Source organism: Candidatus Acidulodesulfobacterium acidiphilum (assembly GCA_008534395.1).
Taxonomy (GTDB): Bacteria; SZUA-79; SZUA-79; order Acidulodesulfobacterales; family Acidulodesulfobacteraceae; genus Acidulodesulfobacterium_A; species Acidulodesulfobacterium_A acidiphilum.
In genome coordinates this window covers 94716-115934 of sequence record SHMQ01000002.1, presented here as the reverse complement: position 1 = coordinate 115934, position 21219 = coordinate 94716, and the positions used below count along the sequence as shown (strand labels likewise).

Sequence of the window (21219 nt, the reverse complement as noted above, 5' to 3'; positions counted from 1 at the left end):
TTGGAATAACCCATTTAATGTTGGATATTTGGACTCCGGCAGGAATAGTTTATAAACCGATAAAAAATTGGGGTTTAGCTAAAAATAAAGGTTGGGTTAAAATAAGATTAAGTAAGATAAAAAATAATGATTTTGATGTTAATTTAATGTTTAATGGTTTTAGTGTGTTAGTTTTAATTTTAGTGTATTTAATTTAATAAATTAATTATAAATATCAAGTTATATTAAAAACTGATTTACAATTAAATTAATAAAATATAAAATTAAGGAGGATAAAAAAATGATAGGTTCAATATTATTTATTACGATTCCCATATTGGTGTTGGTAATAATAGGAATTTTGAGTATAAAAAATAGCTCAAAATCTACCGAAAATAATAGCACTTTTGAAGATAATGATAATACTGAACACGGAGTAAATCCCGCTAATGGTTTACCTACTATAAATGGGATAGATACCTATGGTAATCCTTCCGGTTCAGATTTTAACGATTTCGGTATTGGATTTAAGTAAAAAAGATTTATATACTATTTGGATTTCCATTATCTCCCATAAAATTTCCTGCTGAACCTATAAAAAGTCAGATTGTTTTGCTCATTTAAGCCTTGGCGAGCGCTAGAGACGGCGCCCGCCGGCTCGTTAGCACTTACGCTAGCGCGCTTTCAGCACTTACGACAGGTTTTTAAAATCTAGAATAACAAAAACTATTATTTAAAGCCCAATGATATTTATTGGGCTTTTTTATTATCATGACAAAATACATAATCATTACAATAACGGCAATATTATTATTTAACGGTTTATTTTTTAAAAGCAATAATAAACAAAAGCCTATAAAAACTATATTTACATTAAAAATTATTTCTTTAAATCAATATAAAAATGTTTTATTAAAGGCTTGTAAAAATAACGTTAATAACTATATTAAATATTACTCTAAAATTTATAAAGTAAGCCCTGCCTTAGTGAAAGGAATCATAAAGGAAGAGAGCAATAACGGCAGATATTTAAAATCTCCGGCAGGGGCTTGCGGTATAATGCAAATAGAACCGGCAACGGCTTTATTTATTACGCATAAAAACTTTTCATGTGAAGAATTGATTAACAATAAAAAATTAAATATTAGAATAGGTATTGAATATTTAAGCTTTCTTTTAAAAAATTTTTCTCAAATTGCTTATGCTATAGCCGGTTATAACGCCGGTTATAACGCCGCCCTTTATTTTTTGAAAACAAAACATCTGCCGACATCCACAAATCCTACGGATAATGTCCACCATTACGTTTTAAAAGTTTTAAAGTTTAGTGAAAGATATAAAACAGCAATCCTTTGATATTGTTGAGTTTATAGGTTTTTAATTTGACTTATTTTTTTTGTGTATTAATATTTCATTAAAAAACTTTATATTGAGGTGGAAAAAATGAAAAATAAAAAAGCTATTTTAAAAATTTTAAAAGAAGTAAAAAGCGAAATTAATTTTGACGAGCCCTGCGAAAAAAATTGTTTATTAACATTAATTTTTATGAAATTTTTATCGGAACAACAAGAAAAAAAGGTTGCTCAAGGTTTTACAATTGAATCTGAATATTTATTTAAAAATATTTTAGAAAAAGTAGAAGAATCAATAATAAATTTTAGACTGCTTAAAACAGAACCTGTTAAAATTTTACAGACTTTGGATAACAGCTTTATAACATATAATTTTGACAATAAAGATTTAGTATTTCAGCTTGATTGTTATAACATTCTTGGAGGTTTTTACGAAATCTTAAGAGCCGATTTAGAACAAAATATTTTTCAAGAAATTGAGACTAGAATATTTAATATGGCAAAAATTGTTAACAAAATCGAAATACTAAATTTATTAGATGATAGAAAAGTTGATTATAAAGATTTTTTAAAAAGTTTAAGCGCTGTTTATTAAAAATAAGGCTTACGCCTATTGAATTTGCACACACTACGCACTAAAGTGTCATTATCTTTATCATAGCCTTTTTTTCTATCATTTCCGGCAAAACATTAAAAAAAACTACCTCAAACGCAAATGATTGCGCTATGATAGGCCTAATTTACACCCCTCAAACCCGCGTAATTCCGTTTAAAATTTCTAAAAAACCCGCAACATTAAATGATAAAAGGGGTCGCAGGCTTTTTAATTGTATACTATATATAGAAACAAAACAAAAAATTGATTAAAAGGTGAACAATAATGAATATCAAAAAAGTAAAAGAAAAGATTAAAAAAGAGATAGATATTTTAACGTCAAATGAAAATTTTCTGGAATCTTTTCAAGACGAAATAAAGTTAATGATTGACAAAAAAATATCTATAAAAAAACAAATAGAAATCTTACAAAAGTCAATTAAAGATAAAAAAATAAGTAAAAAATCTTACATTGATTTTGTTAAAAAATTAAAGGCTGGCAATCGTCAAGAGGTAAATAATGATAATGCATATATTTAATTCATTGATTACGCCTTATAATTATTCACATATATTTAATTCATTGATTGCACCTTATAATTATTCTAATTATTCAAGATTTTCAATATCGTGTGATGGTTGGGTAATTATGGCTTCGTCAGCATTTTTGATTATTTTAGCATTAATAATATAATAGGTAAAAAAATGATGATAAAAAAAATATTAATTATATCAAGTTTTGTTGTTTTATTTTTGTTAGCAATAATAGATAGCAGAGCGTTTGCGATGTCGGTAGGGGTTTCCGCAAATTCCGATTTATCAGTTGCCGAAAAACAAGCTTTAGACCAAAAAAGGGCTATGACAAATAAAGCAGAATTTACAAAAACTTTAGCTATATATTCTCTTTATTTACCTTATTTGTCAAGATTAGAGCAAACAGTTCCTTTTTTTGAAAAATGCGGTTTAGTTACAAATCCTAAAACTTTAAGCTCTTTTGTGACTGGAGTCAGAAAAGATTATTCAGGTGTTCAGGTAATAGATACCTACGCTTTACAATATATGAATAATTCGCAGGAACTAGGAATGAAAACAAAAATATTAAATCAAAGAAAAGTTAAAAACTATATGATATGTGCCGCAACTTATGGATTAATTATAGCTCAAACTTTTGACGATTTAAATAACAATATTGGCGGTTCCGTCGATAATATATCGGTAAACGCTTTTTATGCTTATACGGAAGCCTCTTTGCTAGCCGCAATTATGCACCAAAATAAAAGGTTAAAAAGTTCTTTTAAAGAAATTAAAAGAGAAATAAAAAGTCATAGCTGCGTTTTATACGGCAAAAATATTAAATGCGGCGGCGTTTTCTTATCGCTTGAGGGGTCACCTAAATTATCATGGGGCGGTTTAGACTGGTTTAATCCTCAGGCTGATTTTGCCGGTCAAAACGATATAATTACTATCGGATACGGAAAAAATAGCGATTATAGTTCAAATACTACAAGGGATAGAGCCGTTAATTGGGTCGATGGCATTAAAAACGATATTGCCTCGGATATGTTAACAAGCGGTCTATTATAGAATAGAGGTGGCAAATTATGAAAAGTTCATGGTTCAAAATATTATTATTGTTTATTCCGGTTTTAATCTTGATATTTTTTTATATAGAAAATCAACAACATAAACAACACGCTATTGTCAAAAAGCAAAGTATTGCTTTTTCTAGGGATTGGAATGAGTTTAATTATCAATTTACCGGTAAAAAAGTATATAAGAAAAGAGCCGAAAAAAGACAAAAGCAATTAAATGAGCAAATACAAAAGAAAATTTCAACGCAAAATATTAATAAAAAACTTGCTCAGCTTTCAAAATTTTAGTATATTATAGCAAGCTAACCTTGCTAAAATTAGAGGTAATTAAAAATGAAAAAAATAATTTTAAGTTTATTAGTTTTATCGGTATTATTGATACCGATAACTGCTCAAGCGTTTCAATATAAGGCTAAGATTAACAATAAACCTTATCCTCATGTTGTGTTTTTCTCTACAAATGGTTATATGGTCAAGGGAGCAGGCATTAATATTAACATTTTACCTATTATAAAAGCAGACGCTAGAAATAGTAATAACAAAATTTTACAATATAAAGCTTTACAAATGCTTGCTTTTATAAATTATAAATCTTATATGACAAAAGCTGCTTTATATTATATTAATACAGATATTAAAAAAATAAATAATTCGGCAAAAGCAAAATATTTTTTAAAAAAAGCTTTATATCTTAAATCAAAAATTTTAGCGAGACAAAAAGCTATTTCTATTTATTTTAAAGGTATAAAATTAGCACGCGAAAAAAAATATAGACAAGGTTTAAAATATATTAAAGAATCTGTTGCTTTACAACCTTCAATAATAAAACATTTACCAGTTATTAAAGTAGAAAAAACTATTGAATATTTAATAAGAAAAAATAAATTAGATGAACAAAAATTTAAAGCGAAATTAGGTAATAATAGATATAAAGCAATTGCTATTATAAATAATTATTGTTCAAGACATAATGGTTGTGAAGTTAAGGGCTATAAACACGATCAAAATGGATATTATACTTATTATTATGGGTCTTTTGTGGTCTCTGGTGATCCGACAAGTGGCAACAATTTTATGATTACACAATCTCTATTTTCAACACAATTGCAAAACCAGCTTGTGTTTATGTTAAAACAAAACGGTTATTCAAACGCATCAACAATGAACCTTACAACTTCATTTGTATCATATATTACGCCGCCAGGCAAAGAAGTATTATCTAGAATTCAGGGTTTGACCGATATGGTTTCGTCAGGTAATTTAAAGGATTTTAACGAATTAGTCAGCTTATTCGTTAAACATTTTATAAAAATAAATAAATAAAGGTGAATAATCATGAAAAAAATAAGTATTTTAATAGCATTAATTTTAATTTTAGGTTTTGCAAGTCAATCTTTTGCTTCTTATCATTATAAACCTATACAATTTCCGATACTTAGTAAACATCATTACACGACTAAGTATTACACAGGGGGTTGTTTGTCAGTAAAACATAAACTTTCTTATAGTATGGCAAAAAAAATGTTGGAACATCCAAACAGAGAATATCCAATAAAATATGAGGAAATTTTGGCTTCGTATATGTATAATTATTTTTATCCTAATGGTTCCTTTTTTTGGGTAAAAAAAGCCGAAATACAAAACTTTTTTGAAAATGTTGTTCCCAATTTAAAAATAACAAATAAAGCAACTTCTTATGGATTGTCTTATACTCTAAATATGTTCTCTTATTTTATGAAACTTATAAAAGATAATAAAAAATTTCACAATTATTATGTTAAATATTCGCCATTATTTTCATTAGCAAAATTAGATGAACAAAAAATATTAGCGGCAAAAAGGGGGAAAGTGTTATTAGCAATAGCAAAAGAAAAAGAATTATTAGGCAACAATAGATATAAGGCAATTAATATTATGAATAATTATTGTTTAAGACATAATAACTGTTCAGTTGGTTATAATGATACAACCTATACTAATAATGGTATGGGATATACCATTTATACGAGCGGTTCTTTTATGCTGACTGTTCCTTTCAATGCTCCTGATGATTTTATAATTACCAAAACTCTATTTTCAACACAATTGCAAAACCAGCTTGTGTTTATGTTAAAACAAAACGGTTTTTCAAATGCTTCAACAATGAATCTCACAACTGCGTTTGTATCATATATTACAGAACCATATAAACCAAAGTTTTCTAATATAATAGAAAATGAAAAACCATTCGATAGATATGTATTAAATACAATCCAGGGACTAACCAATATGGTTGCAACAGGAAATTTAAAAGATTTTAACGAATTGGTTAATTTGTTCGTTAAACATTTTATAAAAATCAATAAATAAGGTGAATAATCATGAAAAAAATAAGTATTTTTGTAGCATTAATTTTAATTTTAGGTTTTACGGTTTCAGCCAATGCGGTCTCCGTTAACAAAATAGTCTCAAAACCTGTTTTATCTGGAGAATTAAAAGTTTTATCTTATCTAGTATTTACAAAGCATAAACATTTTTCAATGCACGATTTAAGAGAACTTTTAAGAAATTATAGGGGCAGTCCTTCTATTATGTTTTTAATCAGACAAATGAATTTTGTAAAAGGCGGAAAATACCAAAAACCAGGTGAAGGATGTATATATTATCAATATTTGTTTAAAAATAATAAAATAGTAAAACAAAAAACAGAACAGCCGATATGTAAAATTTATTTTTATAGATATCAAGGATTTTATAGTGGTCCAATAGATAATTTTATTCCAGTGTCTATGGTCTATCATGGAAGAGCTCTCGCCAATTTTGTCAAAAGATTATTAACGTTAAATAATATATATAATAATATAAATAGTCAAGGGCAACATTATGAAACGGCTTTGTATACGGCTGTAGTTAAAACAGAATATAGAACTGCTTTAGTTTTGCTAACTGATAAAAATATAAATCCAAACATAACTTGTTTATCGAGATATCCAGTTCGTTTTAAATACAAAACTTTTACTGAAGGTGATGGAACAAAATATCTTTCTGGAACAAAACAAACTTCTTCGCCAACAGCTTTGCAAGTTTTACGCCAACAAATTTTTGGTGTTTTTTCATATTTAGGTAGTATTCTTAAACGAAAGAATACAAAATATCAAAGAGAATTGCTAAATATATTAGAAAAAGATAAATAAATAAAAAGGTGCAATCATGAAAAAATTAATTTTAAGTTTAATTTTAGCGGTATTATTAATACCGATGGCTGCTCAAGCGTTTCAATATAGTATTAAAACTAGTAATAGACCTTATCCACACGTTACTTTTTTCTCCACCAATCATTATTTTGTAAAAAGTGTAGGTCTTAAAACTAATCTTTTACCTGCATTTAAAAAGTATATTATAACCGGTGGAAACAGAGCCTTACGATATAAAACTTATCAATTACTTGCTTGGATAAATTATAGAGCTTTTATGATATCTATAGCTTTAAACTACGTAAACACAGAAATAAAAAAAATTAATTATTATATTGATACACATCAAACACAAAATTTACAAAGATATAAAGAGGCTTTAAAATCTGCTTTATATCTTAAATCGCTAATTTTAGCTAGAGAAAATGTTAGTAAAAATAAGTTTAAAGCCCTTAAAATTTTAAATAATTATTGCTTAAACCATAATGATTTTGAATACCATTGTGATTATCATATAGAAAACAATTATGCAACTTATGCCTGTGGCTCTTTCATAGTGGCTGGCAATCCGATAAGTGGCGACAGTTTTATGGTCACCCAATCTCTGTTTTCGACACAACTACAAAATCAGCTTGTGTTTATGTTAAAACAAAACGGTTATTCAAATATATCTACAATGAATTTAACACCGTCGTTTATTTCATATATTACGCCGCCAGGTAAAAAAGTATTCCCAACAATTAAGGGTTTAACCGATATGGTTTCGTCAGGAAATTTAAAGGATTTTAACGAATTAGTCAGCTTATTCGTTAAACATTTTATAAAAATCAATAAATAAATAAGGTGAATAATCATGAAAAAAATTATATTAAGTTTTATCGCAATATTTTTAGTATTTAATATTTACAAAACGGCATTTGCAGCAAAACATTATACATCAATATATTATCAAGGGACGTATTCCACTATCAATAAACAAATCCATCTAGAAAATTATGTCATAAATCAATTATTTTTTACAGTTCCAAAAATAAAAATTGATTTTGCAGTAACAAAAGATTTTTTATTACCTGCTGCGTGGTGTTATTCACAAAATAATACACCCATTCAAATTATTTTTAAAGGTAAAGAATTAAACGGTTATAAAAGTTCTTTTAGTGTAACAAGTACTTTATTACCTATGTTATCTGGAGGCGTAATGTATAATATAAAAATGATTGGTTATTGTAATAATAAAGCAGAAATTAAGTTTTATATTCATTATTCATCCAAAAAAATGATTATAATACACGAAAAAATGTTATTTTCCCCTTATAAAACTTATGTGTTGGCTTTAGCCACTGATGATACTTTCGCTGCAATATCTAACAAAAAAGGTAAAACAATTGGTCTTGCTATGCCCAGGGTAAGTAAAATAAAAAAATTAAAATAACAAAAAGCCGCTTATAGCGGCTTTTTTAATATCTGCTTTAAACTAACATTAAAATAAATTAAAATAAAGTTTTTTCATTTTCTTGTGTTTTTTGTTCTGTTTTTTGTTCAGATGAGTCGGCCGGTATTGTTTCTTGCTCTTTATTTACGCTTATTTCTTGAGAAATAGGTAAAAACGCAGGTTGTTTGTTTTTCCTTATAGTTAATTTAAGTTTTGATTTCGCCATATATTTTTTATTTTTAAAATAAAACTCTAAATCTCCTAAACTTGACAAATCAATAGGCATAACAAGTCTTTCATTTCTCCGATTCGATTGAATGTTTATTCTGTCCCAATTTTCATCCATTGATAAACTTGACGAGGTCGTATAATCCTCAACCTCACTTTCGCCCATAGCTTTTGACAAATATTCCGCAGTGTTAGGTTCGATAATTCTTAATAAAAATAAAGTATTCATCGCGTTAAGTAAAGTCGTTTTAGCGTTTTGTGAATATTTTTGGTCTATTAAACCGAAATCTTGCGTTCCGGCAATTACGCTTGCTCCGGCAGACCTACCCAAAGTCAAAATGGTTAACAAAGACGGAATAGCTGATAAATTTTGAAATTCGTCGAGTATTATAAAAATTCTTCTTTCTAAATCTTGTCCTAATCCTAACAGTATATTTAATAAAAAGTCAATAAAAAACCTGGCAACCGGACTTACGATGTTTTGATATTTTTGTGAGGCGTTTAAAAAAATAAGACCTTCGCCGTTTTTTATCCAATTTTCTATCGAAAAATCACCGTCCATATTACTTAATAAATCTATTGCTCTGCTCCAAACGTGAGCTGTCGCTAAAACGCCGTCAGATTGAGGACTCGGTTTATCGCCTAAAGCAGACAAAGAATCTGTAGCTTTAACAGCTTCTAACATCGACTTAATATCTTCATATCCGCTAAAAATCTTTTTGTTTAAATCGCTATTTAATTTAAAACCAGACGCATAAGTAAAATAAATAAGCGCTCTTAAAACATTTTTTGCCGATTGTAAAAAGAATTTCTCATTTTCGGATTGAGCCGACAAATCGTTTATTAAAGAATTGCTTATAACTTCAGCGTCTGCCTTTAATAAGTTAAAATTAATGTCATTTGAAATTGTCCATTTAACGCTTCGCTGGTCTAAAGGATTTAATATAAAATCAACGCCAGGCCGATAAAATTTAGCGGTAAATTCTCCCTTTAGGTCAAGTATAACGCCTTTATCGCCTCTTTGAATTAAATTATCGACGTATTGTTCGATTAATTGCGTTTTTCCTGCGCCTGTCGCTCCGACCGCTAAAGTATGTTTAGTTTCTGTGTTTGGCGGCAGGCTCATAATACCGTCAACCGTTTTGATTTCTATTCTAGATTTCATAATTCACCCTATTCTTCTTTATTTAATTTTTTAATCAGTTCTTTCATTTCAATTATTTCAACGCCGCGGACATATTTCTTTTTGTAAAGTTTTGCTGATTTACTTTTCAAAAAAGTATATGAAAAATAAAAAAATATAACAGATATAAAAATAATCACAATTCCGGTTTCTAGTAAAACGTGCAAAAACATACTAAAAACTACGCCTAAATAGTGTAAACCTTGCCCCGTAAATATTTTATATTTAAAAGTATGAAAAACAAGATAAAATCCTTTATACACTTTTATATAAAGCTTTATAAAAATTATAATTGTGATAGCAAAAGCTCCTAAAAAACTTGACAGCGCTATCAAAAATAGAGCTCTCGTTTTCAAGTAAATTTGCGTTAAAAAGTTGTTGATATATGTGAAATAGCCTAATTGTCTTGATGGTTCCTGCATTTTATCTCACCTTTTTTCTTAAAAAATAAAAATAAATCGTTAAAAATATAAACACAAAAAAAATTGATAAAGAAAAATAACCGTAATACATTATAATTCTTAATTTTAGGTCTATTATTGCGTCTTTTATTTTGTCAAAATAAATTGATAACGTAATTAATATGCTTAGAACAAAGTATAAAATTAAAAGTTCGTAATTTTCATAAAGTATTTTTTTCATTTTGCCACCTCGCTTAAACTTGTTGCTATCGCGCTTAAAGTTTTAGCTGCTTCTTCTTTAAGTTTATCAAAATTTTGTATATTTGAATTTTTAGTTAAAGCATAAACCATAATATAGACACGACTTAAAACATCATTTATTGCCGGTTTGTCTTTACCTAATTTTTCTAATATTGCCGATTTTAAAAAGTCTGCTTTTGTTATATCGTTTTTTCCGCAATATTCCTCTATTTTCTCGTGCAGCTCATCATCTGCCATAAACCCTAACGTTTTCATTTTCTTCACCTTTAGTTTTTGAATTTTCAAATTTTTCTTTTTTTTCTTCGGTTTTATCTATATTTTTTGAATTTCCGAATATTTCCTTTTTAGTTTCTTCTCTAAGAGTCGTTTTTTCTTGTTTATTTTCAAAAGCCTTTTCTAAATCGCTTTTCCCGAGTTTACCATTTTCTAATTCTTTTTTTTCCATTGACTTTTCAGAAACGATAAGCACAAGGTTTTTTATAGCTCTTGTAATATCAACCAAAATTTTTTGTGCCGTCTTTTTTACAGCTCCGACGGAAACGACATTTAGAAAGGCTAACCCTTGAGCCTTATCGGTCGTGACGGCATAAGCATGTTCTATTTTTTGTAAAGCTGCGGCGTTACTTTTATTGTTTTTATCTAAAGATAAAATATTTTCGCCGACTTTAAAATTATAAATATTCCCTTTTTTTTCTACAAAAGTAGCAAATTGACCGTTTTTTAATTCTTTTTTCTCTTCATATACTATTTTCGCCGATTCGCCTATTAATTTGCCGTCTTTGTTTTTAAGCTCGACTCTGTTAATTATTGCGCCTAATTTTTCCGCTTTAGCAATTTCTTTATTAAACTTTTTTTCGTCTAAAATTCTGTTAAAATTTTTATCGGCTTTTAGAATTTTTTGTGTTAACAAGCTTTGGTCGCTAGCTTTAATATACTTAACAGTTTTTTCTGTGTTATTTATTAAATTGATATTTTCTGTAAATATGACTTTATCGTTTTTTTTAAGAGATATTTTGTTTTCTTCATATTTTTGAATTTTTAAAGTTTTTTCGCTATTTTCGGATAAATTTAGTCTTGATTCATTTTTACCGATAAAATAAGAAACGTTTTTTGATTCTTTATCATAATTTCTTAAATCATAAGATTGAATTAAACCGCTTTTTTTATCTTTAATAAAAACTTTATTTTTTTCTTCGTCGATTTTTACATTTTTATCAACATTTTTATACACAAAAGATTTATAATAAATAAGATTGTTTTTATCGTCTGTGCGGCTTATTTCTTTATATTCACTTTTCCTGAAACTTATAATATCGCCTTTTTCGTAGCTTTCAGACTTTAATTTATTGGTTTCTTCAATATTTTTTTTAGTTAAAGTTCCGACAAAATTATCTTTACCTTTTAGAATTCCTTGTTGCGAAAGTTCTTTTCTAATTTCGGCGTTTAATATATTTTTTTCTTCGTTAGTTCTAACCAAAATTACGGTACTTTCTTTTTTATTAAAAGACATATAAGTTTTAACCGCTTCTTTTAAAATATCATCTTCTTTTTTTACTACTTTTATATAATCTTTGAAACTTTTTACCATTTCTTGGCCGTCTATTTTGTTTTTTTCAAATTGTTCATAATATTCGTATATATGACTTTTTAAAGTTTCGTTTTTTTGTCTTCTTATATCAGAAATAACCGTTTTATTTTCAGAATTTTCTATATTATCGTTAAAAACTCTTCCCTTGCCAATTGATTGTAGTTGATTTGTGTCGCCAGTTAAAGAAGTTTTCCAATTATTAGCTCCGAAAGTATCATTTAATTTTTTGTAAAATTCTGAGTAAGTTTTTAAACCAGTCATTGACGCTTCGTCAATTATTACAAGGGCTTTTTCTCCTTGTCTGTTTTTTGTTTCAGAGGCTATAAAACTAGCCATAGTCTGACTTTTAATACCGCTCTCATTCATTAAATTTTGAGCTTGGCTGCCGTTATTTGCGAAACCTACAATAGAAAAATTAGAATTTTCAGCTAATCTTTTTGTTAATTCAAAAGCTGTAGTTTTTCCTGCTCCGGCGAATCCTTGCGTAAAATTAAACTGGTCTTTTTGGTTCATAAATTTTTCAACTGCTTCTCTTTGTTGCGGAGATAAAATAAAACCTTTTTCTTTTTCGAATTGTGCAATTATTTTATCATTTTCTTCTTTAGTTCCTACGGTAAAAGAATTACCTCTTCCGTTTGCCGCCATTTTGTAAATTTCTTCTGCTGCTTTTAAATCTTCGGTTAAAGCAAAAGTTTTGATAGTTTGACCGTTTTTTGTAGTTAAATCTCGTTCTTCAATTTTACCGTTTTTAAGATATTCGTCATAAACTTGTTTGACATTTTCGATTGTAGCATAACGGTTTTCTTTTAATACTTCCGTGAATAAAGAATTTTTGCTGCTATAGATTTCTTTTTGAGTTAAAGCCTTCATATAATTATCCAAACTTGAGACAAGTTTTGTTTTATAAAAGCTTAAGTTATTCTCTTTATTGTAAGACATTGATAGCTCGATATTAGCTTCTATAGCGTTAGTTTTTCCCTTGACTTTTTCTAATTCTTTGTCTAAATCTTCTTTTTTAAAATCAAAATCTTTATCATTTCTGGTCAATTTATTTGCCATTTGTGATATCTCGCCCTTACTAGCATTTGGATATTCTTTTTGTAATTCTATTTTCGCTTTTTCTATTTCTTGACTTCTTTTAGAAAAATAATCTCTGTCTTCCTGGCTATAGCTTTTCAAGTTAATTGCTCCTGTTTTTTTGTTCGTTTCAAGTTCGCTTGAAATATCTTTATTAATTCCTTTTTGAAGCGTATCTAAAAATGTATTTTTACCGACATTATCTAAATATTCGCGCGCTCCTTTTGTGAAAAGACCGTCAAAAGATATAGCCCTAAAATCTCCATTTTCTGTTTTAGTTTGATTAAAAAAAGCGATGTGAGCGTGAACGTTTGGATCGTTGTCTCTTGATAATGATTGAGTAAAACCATAAGCCGCAATTTGATTTTTATCGGTTATTTTATGGTCTATTATTTGGTCTCCTTTATGTTCCCTCCACGATAAAAAACCTTCGCTTATGGCCGTATCAATTATTTTGTCAACTGCTGCATTAAGAGCGTTTTGCATTGCGACTTTATTTTGTTCAGATGATAACATAAAAATTGACAAATCTTTGTCTAAAGAAAATGTAAAATCTTTTCCTGGGTCGTGTTTCCCTTGCGCCATTTCGATGATTTGTTCACCTTTTGCGTTTTGTCCGGCTTGTAATTTTTCGAATGTTTCCTTGTTCATTTCTTTGAATCCAAGTTCAGCCGCAAGACCTCCTATAAAATGTCCTTCTTCGACACTAAAAATAGGATCTTTAGCGTAATATTCGTAGTTTTGATATTGTTTTCCTGCGCTCAACATTTTATTCACCTTTTGATTCGTCTTTGATTATTTCTTTCAAAACCGTGATATCTAAAATTACTAAAAATTTCTCATCTGCGTTCAATTTGTTGTAATCTTTTTGATACAAAAAATAGCTTTCTAAGTTTTTATTTTGTAAAAAATCGAGATAACTTTCAGCACATTTTTTCGTCTTAATCGTGTCTATTTTTTTTGCCATTTTATGTTCACCTTTTAATCAATTTTTTGTTTTGTTTCTATATATAGTATACAATTAAAAAGCCTGCGACCCCTTTTATCATTTAATGTTGCGGGTTTTTTAGAAATTTTAAACGGAATTACGCGGGTTTGAGGGGTGTAAATTAGGCCTATCATAGCGCAATCATTTGCGTTTGAGGTAGTTTTTTTTAATGTTTTGCCGGAAATGATAGAAAAAAAGGCTATGATAAAGATAATGACACTTTAGTGCGTAGTGTGTGCTAAATCAATAGGCGTAAGCCTTAAATTAGTTATATTTTGTATTCATTTTTCGTTTTAATTTCGTTAAAATATTTTGTAAAATAATAAATAAAATGTTTTACATTCTATAAATGTTTTATAATTCTATAATGTTTTTATATCCTATAAATGTTTTATAATTTATAAATAATGTTTTATAATTCTTAAATGTATTTTTAATATTTAAAATATTTTATTTAACTTTTAATGTTTTATATTTCTATAATGTCTTATATTTCTTAAATGTTTTACATTCTATAATATAAATAATGTTTTATAATTCTTAATATATATAATATATATAATATATATATTATTTAAGTTTTGGCTTATAGTGTTGCTTAGCTTTGTCTTTTTTAATATACAAAACAGGTATTTGTTTTTTAGACATAAATATTTTCTTAACTGAAAATTTAATTGTTATCGTTTCACCGTTAACAAATAATAAACACAAAAAATGAAATAAGATATAAGCTATAATTAAAAATTTAACGTTTTTGAAACTAAAAAATCTTTTTAAAAAATCTATAATATTTGTTTTGTTTTCCATAATATTTTTACCTCTTAAATTAAATTGACCATCCGTAATAGCGAATGCCCTCGATTTCTTTCTTAAATGGCTGTCCTAGAATTGCCGAAAGCCTTCTTGTAAATTTGATAAGTGTTGCGTCTGTTTTAAAAACTTTATATATTGAAAACAATGTTGCAGAGTTTATGAAATTTTTAGAAATTTGAGTTTTTAAACTATTTATATATATTTCAATATCGAAGAATGAGTTTGTTTCGTTTTCTAAAAATTCAAAAAAATTATCGAAATCTTTTTTATAAATGTAATGAGCAAAAACATCTACAATTTCGGTAGTCGATTTTTGTATGATTTCTTTTTGTTCGTTTTGCAAAACGGAAAGCGCTAAAGCCCCATTAAATTTTATAGATAAAATAGTTGTCCAAAAATTGACAATTTCGTTTGGGATACCGGTTTCAATAATTTTTGTTAAATCTTCAAAACTATACTTTTCTGTTAATGAGTTCATACAATTTATTATTGAATATCGTCTGTCGCTCATATCGATAACAATCGGTATTGAATGATTTGAAAAGAAAATACAATTGGAAACATTTTTAATTTTTCTTGAGTTTTGAAATTTCGTCTCAATTGTCAACGTATCGTCGGCTATAACTTCTTTTAGAATTTCGTAAACTTTTGAGCCTTCTTTAAAGTCCGGTTTTATTTCATTGAAAGCTATAAAAGTTTTATTTTCTAAGAGCGAATTGAAACGGTTGAAAATTTCATTGCTCACAACAACGCAATGACTTTTCGAAAAAAACGGCGTTATTATTTTTTCAAAAAAAACGTTTTTGCCTGAGCCCTGGACGCCTTTAATGACAATAGAATTTCTTGTCTTATTTTTAGTTTGCGCGATATATGCCAGCCAGTTGATAACATATTTTTTTTCTTCGGGCTTTTGAAACAAATTGTTAATAATAACTGAAATATTCGGGCAGGTTTTGTCTAAATAATCAATAGCTGTTTCAAGTTCTAAGCCGTTAACATTTTTTTTAGCTTGTGCCTCGTCTTCAATTTCTGAGATAAAATATGTATTAATTATAAATTTTTCTATCTCGTCTTCTTTGCAGAAAATTAAAGCCTCTTGTTTCGGGTCAAAAATTATGCGGCATATAACAAATTTTGATTTCAAAACAGTTTTTAGTGATAGATTATATTTATTTTCTAAAACCGATAAAATCATATCCACATTTTCGAATCTCGAAACGGTCTTTTTATTTTTGTCATAAACTATAAATTTCTCGGTCTCAAGTTCTTTTGCGAAAAAATAGCGGTCGTCGGTTTCGAATTGATAATCTTTTAACCAATTTTCAAATTCGGCCTTTCTCTCCTTATCATCTCCGATAATAGCTATTTCATTTAAACTCTTAGCTTTATTTTTGTTAATAAATTCTTGAAATTGTTTTTTTAGTTCTTCGTTTAATTCTTCCATTTTCTCCACCCTTATAAGATAATATCTTTTAATGCAAAAATACTTTTGTCATCGTCGTCGATAATGTCTGCATATCTTAAGCCTTCCCCATTATTATTGCTTATAAAATCGTCAAAACTGACTTTATGAAAATATTTTTGAAACCATAATAATGACAACATTGCCTTTTTTAGAATATTCTCTGAACGGCTCTTTCTTATTTTTTTATCGTTAAAATTGTATTTTTCTAAGCGATATAGCAAATTTTTATATAAAAAATGCACTTCCATTTTTAAAAATTTGTCTAATTCTTGAAAATCATCACAATTATTACAATTTTTATTTTTCCCTTGCGCGGCTTTTTTTATGATATAATCAGAAATATATTTGTCGCTCAAAATTTCGTTTATATTATAACTATTAGGATATTCTTCGGCTAAAAACGGTAAATATGCCTCTCTGATTAAACTTTCTAAATCTTTTGTATTCATTTTTTACTGCGAGGACGGCGTGGAATGAAAACATAGTAAAACTATAAAACCATAAACCTTATACCTCCTAAATTAATTTTTTTGTTTTAAGCGCCAGCAAGCCGGCGGGCGCTGTATCTTGCGCTCGCTAAATACTTAAATATTTTTAAATATTTCGTTTGCTATATTTGCTAAAACCGATAAAACTCTCATCGTTAAGATTGAATCGTTAAAAACTATATCAGCAACTATTGCTATTACTACTAAAATTATCGTAATCATTTTATTCACCCCTTTTTTTTAAAATTATTAATAATAATTATTATTAATTAATGAAAATATAGTTATAAAAAATAAAATAGTCAAACTCAATACCGGTAAACTTAGTAATATCAAGGTGTTGCGGCGTTAAAAAAATATATATAGCGTTTTTTATTATTTTGCGAAAAATCGTTGACTTGTTAATAATAAGCTGGGATTAACGGTTATTTTTTTTAAAAATTGAGTTTAAAGTTTTTCTATCGTTTTTTGTGCGTAATATTCGGGGTTAGGTTTTCTGCCGGTTGCTAAAGATATCAATAATGTTTTTATGATTTCCATAGACACATTATTTATATCTAAAATTTTGGCAAAAGATAAATCTATTTCCGATAAAGATTTGCTTTTTAACCTTTTTGTCGATATATTGTAGATATCTCTGGTTGTCTGCTTTGAGTTTACTTTAAAATTCCACAACTCTCCTTTTTCGTCTGAGAAAGCCATGATATTAGATTTTATATTTTCATTATTAGGTGCTTGTATTTTTATATTGTCAATTTTAGCAAAAGAATTTATATTTACCGGTAATTTGTTAAGACTTTTAAACGGACAACATACAAAATCGTTTTTGCCTGGTTTTTTACTATAAAATCCTGGCAGTCTTAAAAGCCTTGTTATATCTTGCGTATGATCAAGTTTTAAAAAAATATTCATTCTCAACATCATCTTAGACAATATTTCAAAATTATATTCTTTGTCTAAAACCCAATATATATGATAATTTCCTTCTGAGCTTTGGGTTATCTGGTTTGGCTTGGGTAAATTAAAATCTATTAAAAATTGTTTAAATTTTAATAATATATAATTATTTTTTTTATTATCTAAATCAAGCCATAGTCTCCGCTGATTTTCGCTGTAAAAATCTTTAGTTCTTTTTGTCGGGTTTGGTAAAAGCGGATTTACTGAGCCGTGAATACTATAACCGTTATTATTGTTTTTTTCTAAAAATTCGATAAATGAATCGTCGATATCGCCTATTTTTTTAAAAATCTGAAAAGGTTTGTTATCTTTTTTTAATAAGACGAAAGCGACGGTATCGTCTTTCTTTAAAAATATTTTTTTAAAATGCTCTAATAAAATTTCTTTTGATTTTTCCATTTTTCCACCTCCGTTTATTTTTTAATGAAATATTAAAACACAAAAAAAATTAAGTCAAATAGCACTGTTTTTAAAAAGCTTGACATTATATATAATATAATGTATAATATTATCAGTCGGTCAATTTATTTTTGCGTTTTGGAACGCGGAGGTTTTATGAATGAAAGAAAAACTTTATACGGTCAAGGAGGTTGCAGAATTTTTTAAAGTATCGCCGGTAACAATTTATGATTGGGTTTACCGTAAAAAATTAAAATCTACAAAAATATGCGGTTCGATAAGGTTTCAGGAAAACGATATTTTGGTATTGTTAAAATCTTAAAAGTAATATAATATAATTTAATAAGCTTGAGTTAAGATGCTATATTGCGTCGGTTTTGCTGTTATCGGCAAAATTATTAAACAATTATTCCTTATAGTTTATTTGGAATATTCTAAACAGAAGCTTATTATTTGGGAGATTAATAATCTCCCATTTTTTTTATTTTTAACAGTGCTAAAACAGTGCTAAAAAAATCTACTAAAAAGCATAAAAATATAGAAAATAACATAAAATATAGAAACCGTAAAATAGCTTAAATACTAAATGTTGAGGTAAATATAAGGATTTTAAAAAATAGGGGGCGTTAGATTCGTAATCAGCGGGTCGTAGGTTCGATTCCTATCGCCGGCTCCATTCAAAACCGCAGTAAATAAGCACTTTTAAGGCAATTTCATTTCATAAAATTTTTTCTCTGCAGATTATGCGGAAGTATTGTTTATATTATTTATATTTTTTTTAAAATAAGACTCAATACGGCTATAATGATTCCGATAAAAGAACCGGTTATAGCGCCGTTTATTCTTATATATTGCAAGTCGTTGCCGATTTTATCTTCGATTTGGCCGACTAATTTATCTTCGTCGAGATTTTCTAAATTTTTTCTTATAAGTTTTCCTATAGCCGAATGATTGATTTTCATAACGTATATAATGTTGTTTTTTAAAAAAACATCAATTTTATCGGCGTTTTTAGATATTTCGTTTTCTATGAAAATAAAAAGATAATTAAATTTTTCTTTAAACAATTTTTTATTAACGATATATTCTTTGTTGTTTTTAAGTATTGAACCGATAAAATTTATTATTGCGTCGCGCATAATGCTTTTTAACCGGTCTTTAAAACGAACTATAATATTTAAGCCCTCCGAATTAATAAAATTTGAAAGTTTGTTTTTAACCGTTTTTTTCAGTTCGTCGTTATTTAAATAGTTTATTATGTAATCTTTTATTTTATCGGTATTTTCGTCGATAATATTTTCTACTGCATTTAAAATTTGAATCCTTGAAGTTTTGTCTATATCGTTTAATGCGCTTAAAATATAATCTTTTATATTTAATCTGACCTCGTTATTTTCGTTGTTTTTTATATCTTTAATAAAATCTATAATTTTTGTTATAATTTCGTTAGAAAGACGGTCTATGTCGATAATATTCGTTTTTTCCGCTACGAACATCAGTACGTTCTTTAAGGCGGAACTGCTTTTATATTTTTCGATTATATCGGCTATCTGTTGTTTTAAATACGGCCTGTTTTCTTCTATGTTCCGTATTGCGAAGCCGCTTAAATCGGATATAATGTAGGCGAAATTTTCATCTATTATTTTATTTCCCGCAAATTTTATAGATTTTATAATTTCATCCGAATACGCGTCCGTGATTTTTTTTGACAGGACGTCCGCATTATACGTTTTAATATAATCGTTTATATAATTAATTAAATTATCGTAAATATAATTCGAATCTTCGGACTCCAAAAATACGGCAAATTTGCTTATTATATTTTTGGATATATTGTCGTCGGACAATGTTTTGTCCAATGCTTTATCGATATTTTTATGTAAAAAATTTTTAAATTTATCCGTTTTGGCATAATTAACTGATTTTAAAATTAATTTTCTTAAAGACAGCATTAATTTATTTTTGTTTTTATCTTTTTTTATAATGTTTAGCAGGATATAGGAAAAATTTATGTCGTTTATTTCTTTTGCAAGATAATTTTTGCCGAGCCATATATCGTTGACGGTATTGCTTATCGAATTAATAATTTTTTCTTTATTGTTTTTAATGGTATTTGTGTGCGGAATATGAAGTCCGAGCGGATATTTAAATAAAGCCGTTACGGCAAACCAGTCGGCGATACCGCCTATAAGCGCCGCCGCCGAAGCCCTTTGCAGTATAAATATCCAGATATTATCGACGTGTATAAGGTAAGATGCTAAAAAAATTAAAAAAGCAAATAAAAGAAAGAGATTTGCGATAATTTTATTTTTGGCTTTTAAATCCATATTTTTAATTTTATCATTATTTTATAGTATTGATATAATTTTTTTTGCTTTTTTTACTGCTTATTTTTTGCTTGACAGTGAACGATTGTTTACTGTATTATAATATATATATTATATATCGCGATATATATGCCGTAAATAAATATAGAATATTTCAAATAATTCAATAATTCAAAATTTAAATTTCATCATTATTTAATTTAATTAATTTAATTTTTTCATATTGTTCCGCTATAAATTATAAATATGGATATAAAACTTAAGGGCAGACTTGATTCTATAAAAGGTTTTTATATAAAAAGCGGAAGGATGCCGACTTATTCCGAAATGACGGATTTATTCGGGGTGAAATCAAAAAATGCGGTTTTTAAAATAGTCGGCAAGCTTATAGAAAAAGGTTTTTTAAAAAAAGATTCAAAGGGGTATTTACTGCCGGTTTCCGGTATTTATGCGGATACGGCGGCTATGCTGATGACTAATGCATCCGCTATTTTTGCGGCGGCAGGCGCAGGCGGCGGTCTTATTAAGCTTCTTGGAAGCGTTGAAGCCGGTTTTCCCAGTCCTGCGGAAGAAGAGCTTTTAGACAGCGTTTCTATCGATAAGCTTTTGATAAAAAATCCAAATTCTTCTTTTATGCTTGAAGTTTCAGGAGATTCTATGATTAACGCCGGCATAATGCCTAAAGATTTTGTAGTAGTAGATAAATCGCTGACGCCAAAAGAAGGGGACATAGTAATAGCGCGCGTAGACGGCGACTGGACGATAAAATATCTCAGAAAAGATAACGGCAAATATATACTTGAAGCTGCAAACCCTAAATATGGGATTATAACGCCTAAACAGGAATTAACGGTTGCTGGAGTCGTAGTAGGCACTATAAGAAAATATAAATAGCGGTTAAATTATAATCGTATAACAAAA

The 21219-nt window shown here is 27.9% G+C and carries 21 protein-coding genes; 13 read left to right on the top strand and 8 right to left on the bottom strand.

Features of this window, described 5'->3' with window-relative positions:
• The first annotated feature begins 280 nt into the window (after positions 1-280).
• The 11 genes from EVJ48_01935 to EVJ48_01885 all read left to right on the top strand — a co-directional run bounded on the left by EVJ48_01935 (position 281) and on the right by EVJ48_01885 (position 8123).
• Positions 281-514, top strand: a complete 234-nt coding sequence (locus EVJ48_01935; protein ID RZV40279.1) for a hypothetical protein — start codon at positions 281-283, stop codon at positions 512-514.
• Between the two features lie 236 nt (positions 515-750).
• Positions 751-1335, top strand: a complete 585-nt coding sequence (locus EVJ48_01930) for a lytic transglycosylase domain-containing protein (GenBank protein RZV40278.1) — start codon at positions 751-753, stop codon at positions 1333-1335.
• A gap of 87 nt (positions 1336-1422) precedes the next feature.
• A complete protein-coding gene (locus EVJ48_01925) occupies positions 1423-1926 on the top strand; it encodes a hypothetical protein (protein ID RZV40277.1) in 504 nt (167 codons plus the stop codon).
• Between the two features lie 285 nt (positions 1927-2211).
• The gene (locus EVJ48_01920; GenBank protein ID RZV40276.1) at positions 2212-2466 is read left to right on the top strand and encodes a hypothetical protein; all 255 of its coding nucleotides are present in this window, start codon (positions 2212-2214) and stop codon (positions 2464-2466) included.
• A gap of 165 nt (positions 2467-2631) precedes the next feature.
• Positions 2632-3510: a hypothetical protein gene (locus tag EVJ48_01915; protein RZV40275.1), complete on the top strand. Its 879-nt coding sequence runs from the start codon at positions 2632-2634 to the stop codon at positions 3508-3510.
• A gap of 17 nt (positions 3511-3527) precedes the next feature.
• Positions 3528-3806, top strand: coding sequence for a hypothetical protein (locus EVJ48_01910; protein RZV40274.1), 279 nt, complete (start codon positions 3528-3530; stop codon positions 3804-3806).
• A 45-nt stretch (positions 3807-3851) separates the two neighbouring features.
• Positions 3852-4841, top strand: a complete 990-nt coding sequence (locus tag EVJ48_01905; protein RZV40273.1) for a hypothetical protein — start codon at positions 3852-3854, stop codon at positions 4839-4841.
• Between the two features lie 12 nt (positions 4842-4853).
• Entirely contained in the window at positions 4854-5867 is a 1014-nt protein-coding gene (locus tag EVJ48_01900; protein RZV40272.1) for a hypothetical protein, read from the top strand.
• Positions 5868-5878: 11 nt separating this feature from the next.
• Positions 5879-6691 carry a hypothetical protein gene (locus EVJ48_01895; GenBank protein ID RZV40271.1) on the top strand — a complete coding sequence of 271 codons (813 nt, stop codon included), beginning with the start codon at positions 5879-5881 and terminating at the stop codon, positions 6689-6691.
• A gap of 16 nt (positions 6692-6707) precedes the next feature.
• Entirely contained in the window at positions 6708-7529 is an 822-nt protein-coding gene (locus EVJ48_01890) for a hypothetical protein (GenBank protein ID RZV40270.1), read from the top strand.
• A 15-nt stretch (positions 7530-7544) separates the two neighbouring features.
• Positions 7545-8123 (top strand): hypothetical protein, encoded by a 579-nt coding sequence (locus tag EVJ48_01885; GenBank protein ID RZV40269.1) that lies wholly within the window; start codon positions 7545-7547, stop codon positions 8121-8123.
• A gap of 58 nt (positions 8124-8181) precedes the next feature.
• Here EVJ48_01885 and EVJ48_01880 read toward each other — a convergent pair whose 3' ends face one another.
• From EVJ48_01880 to EVJ48_01850, 7 genes are all read right to left on the bottom strand, one after another.
• The gene (locus EVJ48_01880; GenBank protein RZV40268.1) at positions 8182-9516 is read right to left on the bottom strand and encodes a DUF87 domain-containing protein; all 1335 of its coding nucleotides are present in this window, start codon (positions 9514-9516) and stop codon (positions 8182-8184) included.
• Between the two features lie 656 nt (positions 9517-10172).
• Positions 10173-10433: a hypothetical protein gene (locus tag EVJ48_01875; protein RZV40267.1), complete on the bottom strand. Its 261-nt coding sequence runs from the start codon at positions 10431-10433 to the stop codon at positions 10173-10175.
• Complete coding sequence (locus tag EVJ48_01870) at positions 10423-13638, bottom strand: hypothetical protein (GenBank protein RZV40266.1); 3216 nt, start codon at positions 13636-13638, stop codon at positions 10423-10425. Before EVJ48_01870 ends, EVJ48_01875 begins: the two co-directional genes overlap by 11 nt.
• Positions 13631-13828 carry a hypothetical protein gene (locus EVJ48_01865; GenBank protein ID RZV40265.1) on the bottom strand — a complete coding sequence of 66 codons (198 nt, stop codon included), beginning with the start codon at positions 13826-13828 and terminating at the stop codon, positions 13631-13633. Before EVJ48_01865 ends, EVJ48_01870 begins: the two co-directional genes overlap by 8 nt.
• Before the next feature lie 847 nt (positions 13829-14675).
• A complete protein-coding gene (locus EVJ48_01860; GenBank protein RZV40264.1) occupies positions 14676-16106 on the bottom strand; it encodes a hypothetical protein in 1431 nt (476 codons plus the stop codon).
• Positions 16107-16117: 11 nt separating this feature from the next.
• On the bottom strand, positions 16118-16576 hold the full coding sequence (locus EVJ48_01855; GenBank protein ID RZV40263.1) for a hypothetical protein: 459 nt from the start codon (positions 16574-16576) through the stop codon (positions 16118-16120).
• Positions 16577-17062: 486 nt separating this feature from the next.
• Positions 17063-17971 (bottom strand): hypothetical protein, encoded by a 909-nt coding sequence (locus EVJ48_01850; GenBank protein RZV40262.1) that lies wholly within the window; start codon positions 17969-17971, stop codon positions 17063-17065.
• Positions 17972-18131: 160 nt separating this feature from the next.
• Between EVJ48_01850 and EVJ48_01845 the strand changes: the two genes are divergently transcribed.
• Positions 18132-18293: a DNA-binding protein gene (locus tag EVJ48_01845; GenBank protein RZV40261.1), complete on the top strand. Its 162-nt coding sequence runs from the start codon at positions 18132-18134 to the stop codon at positions 18291-18293.
• A gap of 445 nt (positions 18294-18738) precedes the next feature.
• Here the strand turns inward: EVJ48_01845 and EVJ48_01840 are convergent, their stop codons facing one another.
• A complete protein-coding gene (locus tag EVJ48_01840) occupies positions 18739-20298 on the bottom strand; it encodes a DUF445 domain-containing protein (protein ID RZV40260.1) in 1560 nt (519 codons plus the stop codon).
• A 246-nt stretch (positions 20299-20544) separates the two neighbouring features.
• Here EVJ48_01840 and lexA point away from each other — a divergent pair, with 246 nt between their 5' ends.
• Positions 20545-21192 carry a repressor LexA gene (lexA, locus tag EVJ48_01835; protein ID RZV40259.1) on the top strand — a complete coding sequence of 216 codons (648 nt, stop codon included), beginning with the start codon at positions 20545-20547 and terminating at the stop codon, positions 21190-21192.
• The last annotated feature ends 27 nt before the right edge of the window (positions 21193-21219 follow it).

Excerpts from the sequence above, each read along its gene's own strand:
- EVJ48_01900 (RZV40272.1), top strand. The coding sequence starts at position 4,854 with ATGAAAAAAATAAGTATTTTAATAGCATTAATTTTAATTTTAGGTTTT.
- EVJ48_01935 (RZV40279.1), top strand. The coding sequence starts at position 281 with ATGATAGGTTCAATATTATTTATTACGATTCCCATATTGGTGTTGGTA.
- EVJ48_01845 (RZV40261.1), top strand. The coding sequence starts at position 18,132 with ATGAAAGAAAAACTTTATACGGTCAAGGAGGTTGCAGAATTTTTTAAA.
- EVJ48_01880 (RZV40268.1), bottom strand. The coding sequence starts at position 9,516 with ATGAAATCTAGAATAGAAATCAAAACGGTTGACGGTATTATGAGCCTG.
- EVJ48_01930 (RZV40278.1), top strand. The coding sequence starts at position 751 with ATGACAAAATACATAATCATTACAATAACGGCAATATTATTATTTAAC.
- EVJ48_01925 (RZV40277.1), top strand. The coding sequence starts at position 1,423 with ATGAAAAATAAAAAAGCTATTTTAAAAATTTTAAAAGAAGTAAAAAGC.
- EVJ48_01865 (RZV40265.1), bottom strand. The coding sequence starts at position 13,828 with ATGGCAAAAAAAATAGACACGATTAAGACGAAAAAATGTGCTGAAAGT.
- lexA (RZV40259.1), top strand. The coding sequence starts at position 20,545 with ATGGATATAAAACTTAAGGGCAGACTTGATTCTATAAAAGGTTTTTAT.
- EVJ48_01840 (RZV40260.1), bottom strand. The coding sequence starts at position 20,298 with ATGGATTTAAAAGCCAAAAATAAAATTATCGCAAATCTCTTTCTTTTA.
- EVJ48_01860 (RZV40264.1), bottom strand. The coding sequence starts at position 16,106 with ATGGAAGAATTAAACGAAGAACTAAAAAAACAATTTCAAGAATTTATT.
- EVJ48_01890 (RZV40270.1), top strand. The coding sequence starts at position 6,708 with ATGAAAAAATTAATTTTAAGTTTAATTTTAGCGGTATTATTAATACCG.
- EVJ48_01920 (RZV40276.1), top strand. The coding sequence starts at position 2,212 with ATGAATATCAAAAAAGTAAAAGAAAAGATTAAAAAAGAGATAGATATT.
- EVJ48_01885 (RZV40269.1), top strand. The coding sequence starts at position 7,545 with ATGAAAAAAATTATATTAAGTTTTATCGCAATATTTTTAGTATTTAAT.
- EVJ48_01855 (RZV40263.1), bottom strand. The coding sequence starts at position 16,576 with ATGAATACAAAAGATTTAGAAAGTTTAATCAGAGAGGCATATTTACCG.
- EVJ48_01875 (RZV40267.1), bottom strand. The coding sequence starts at position 10,433 with ATGGCAGATGATGAGCTGCACGAGAAAATAGAGGAATATTGCGGAAAA.
- EVJ48_01895 (RZV40271.1), top strand. The coding sequence starts at position 5,879 with ATGAAAAAAATAAGTATTTTTGTAGCATTAATTTTAATTTTAGGTTTT.
- EVJ48_01915 (RZV40275.1), top strand. The coding sequence starts at position 2,632 with ATGATGATAAAAAAAATATTAATTATATCAAGTTTTGTTGTTTTATTT.
- EVJ48_01850 (RZV40262.1), bottom strand. The coding sequence starts at position 17,971 with ATGGAAAAATCAAAAGAAATTTTATTAGAGCATTTTAAAAAAATATTT.
- EVJ48_01905 (RZV40273.1), top strand. The coding sequence starts at position 3,852 with ATGAAAAAAATAATTTTAAGTTTATTAGTTTTATCGGTATTATTGATA.
- EVJ48_01910 (RZV40274.1), top strand. The coding sequence starts at position 3,528 with ATGAAAAGTTCATGGTTCAAAATATTATTATTGTTTATTCCGGTTTTA.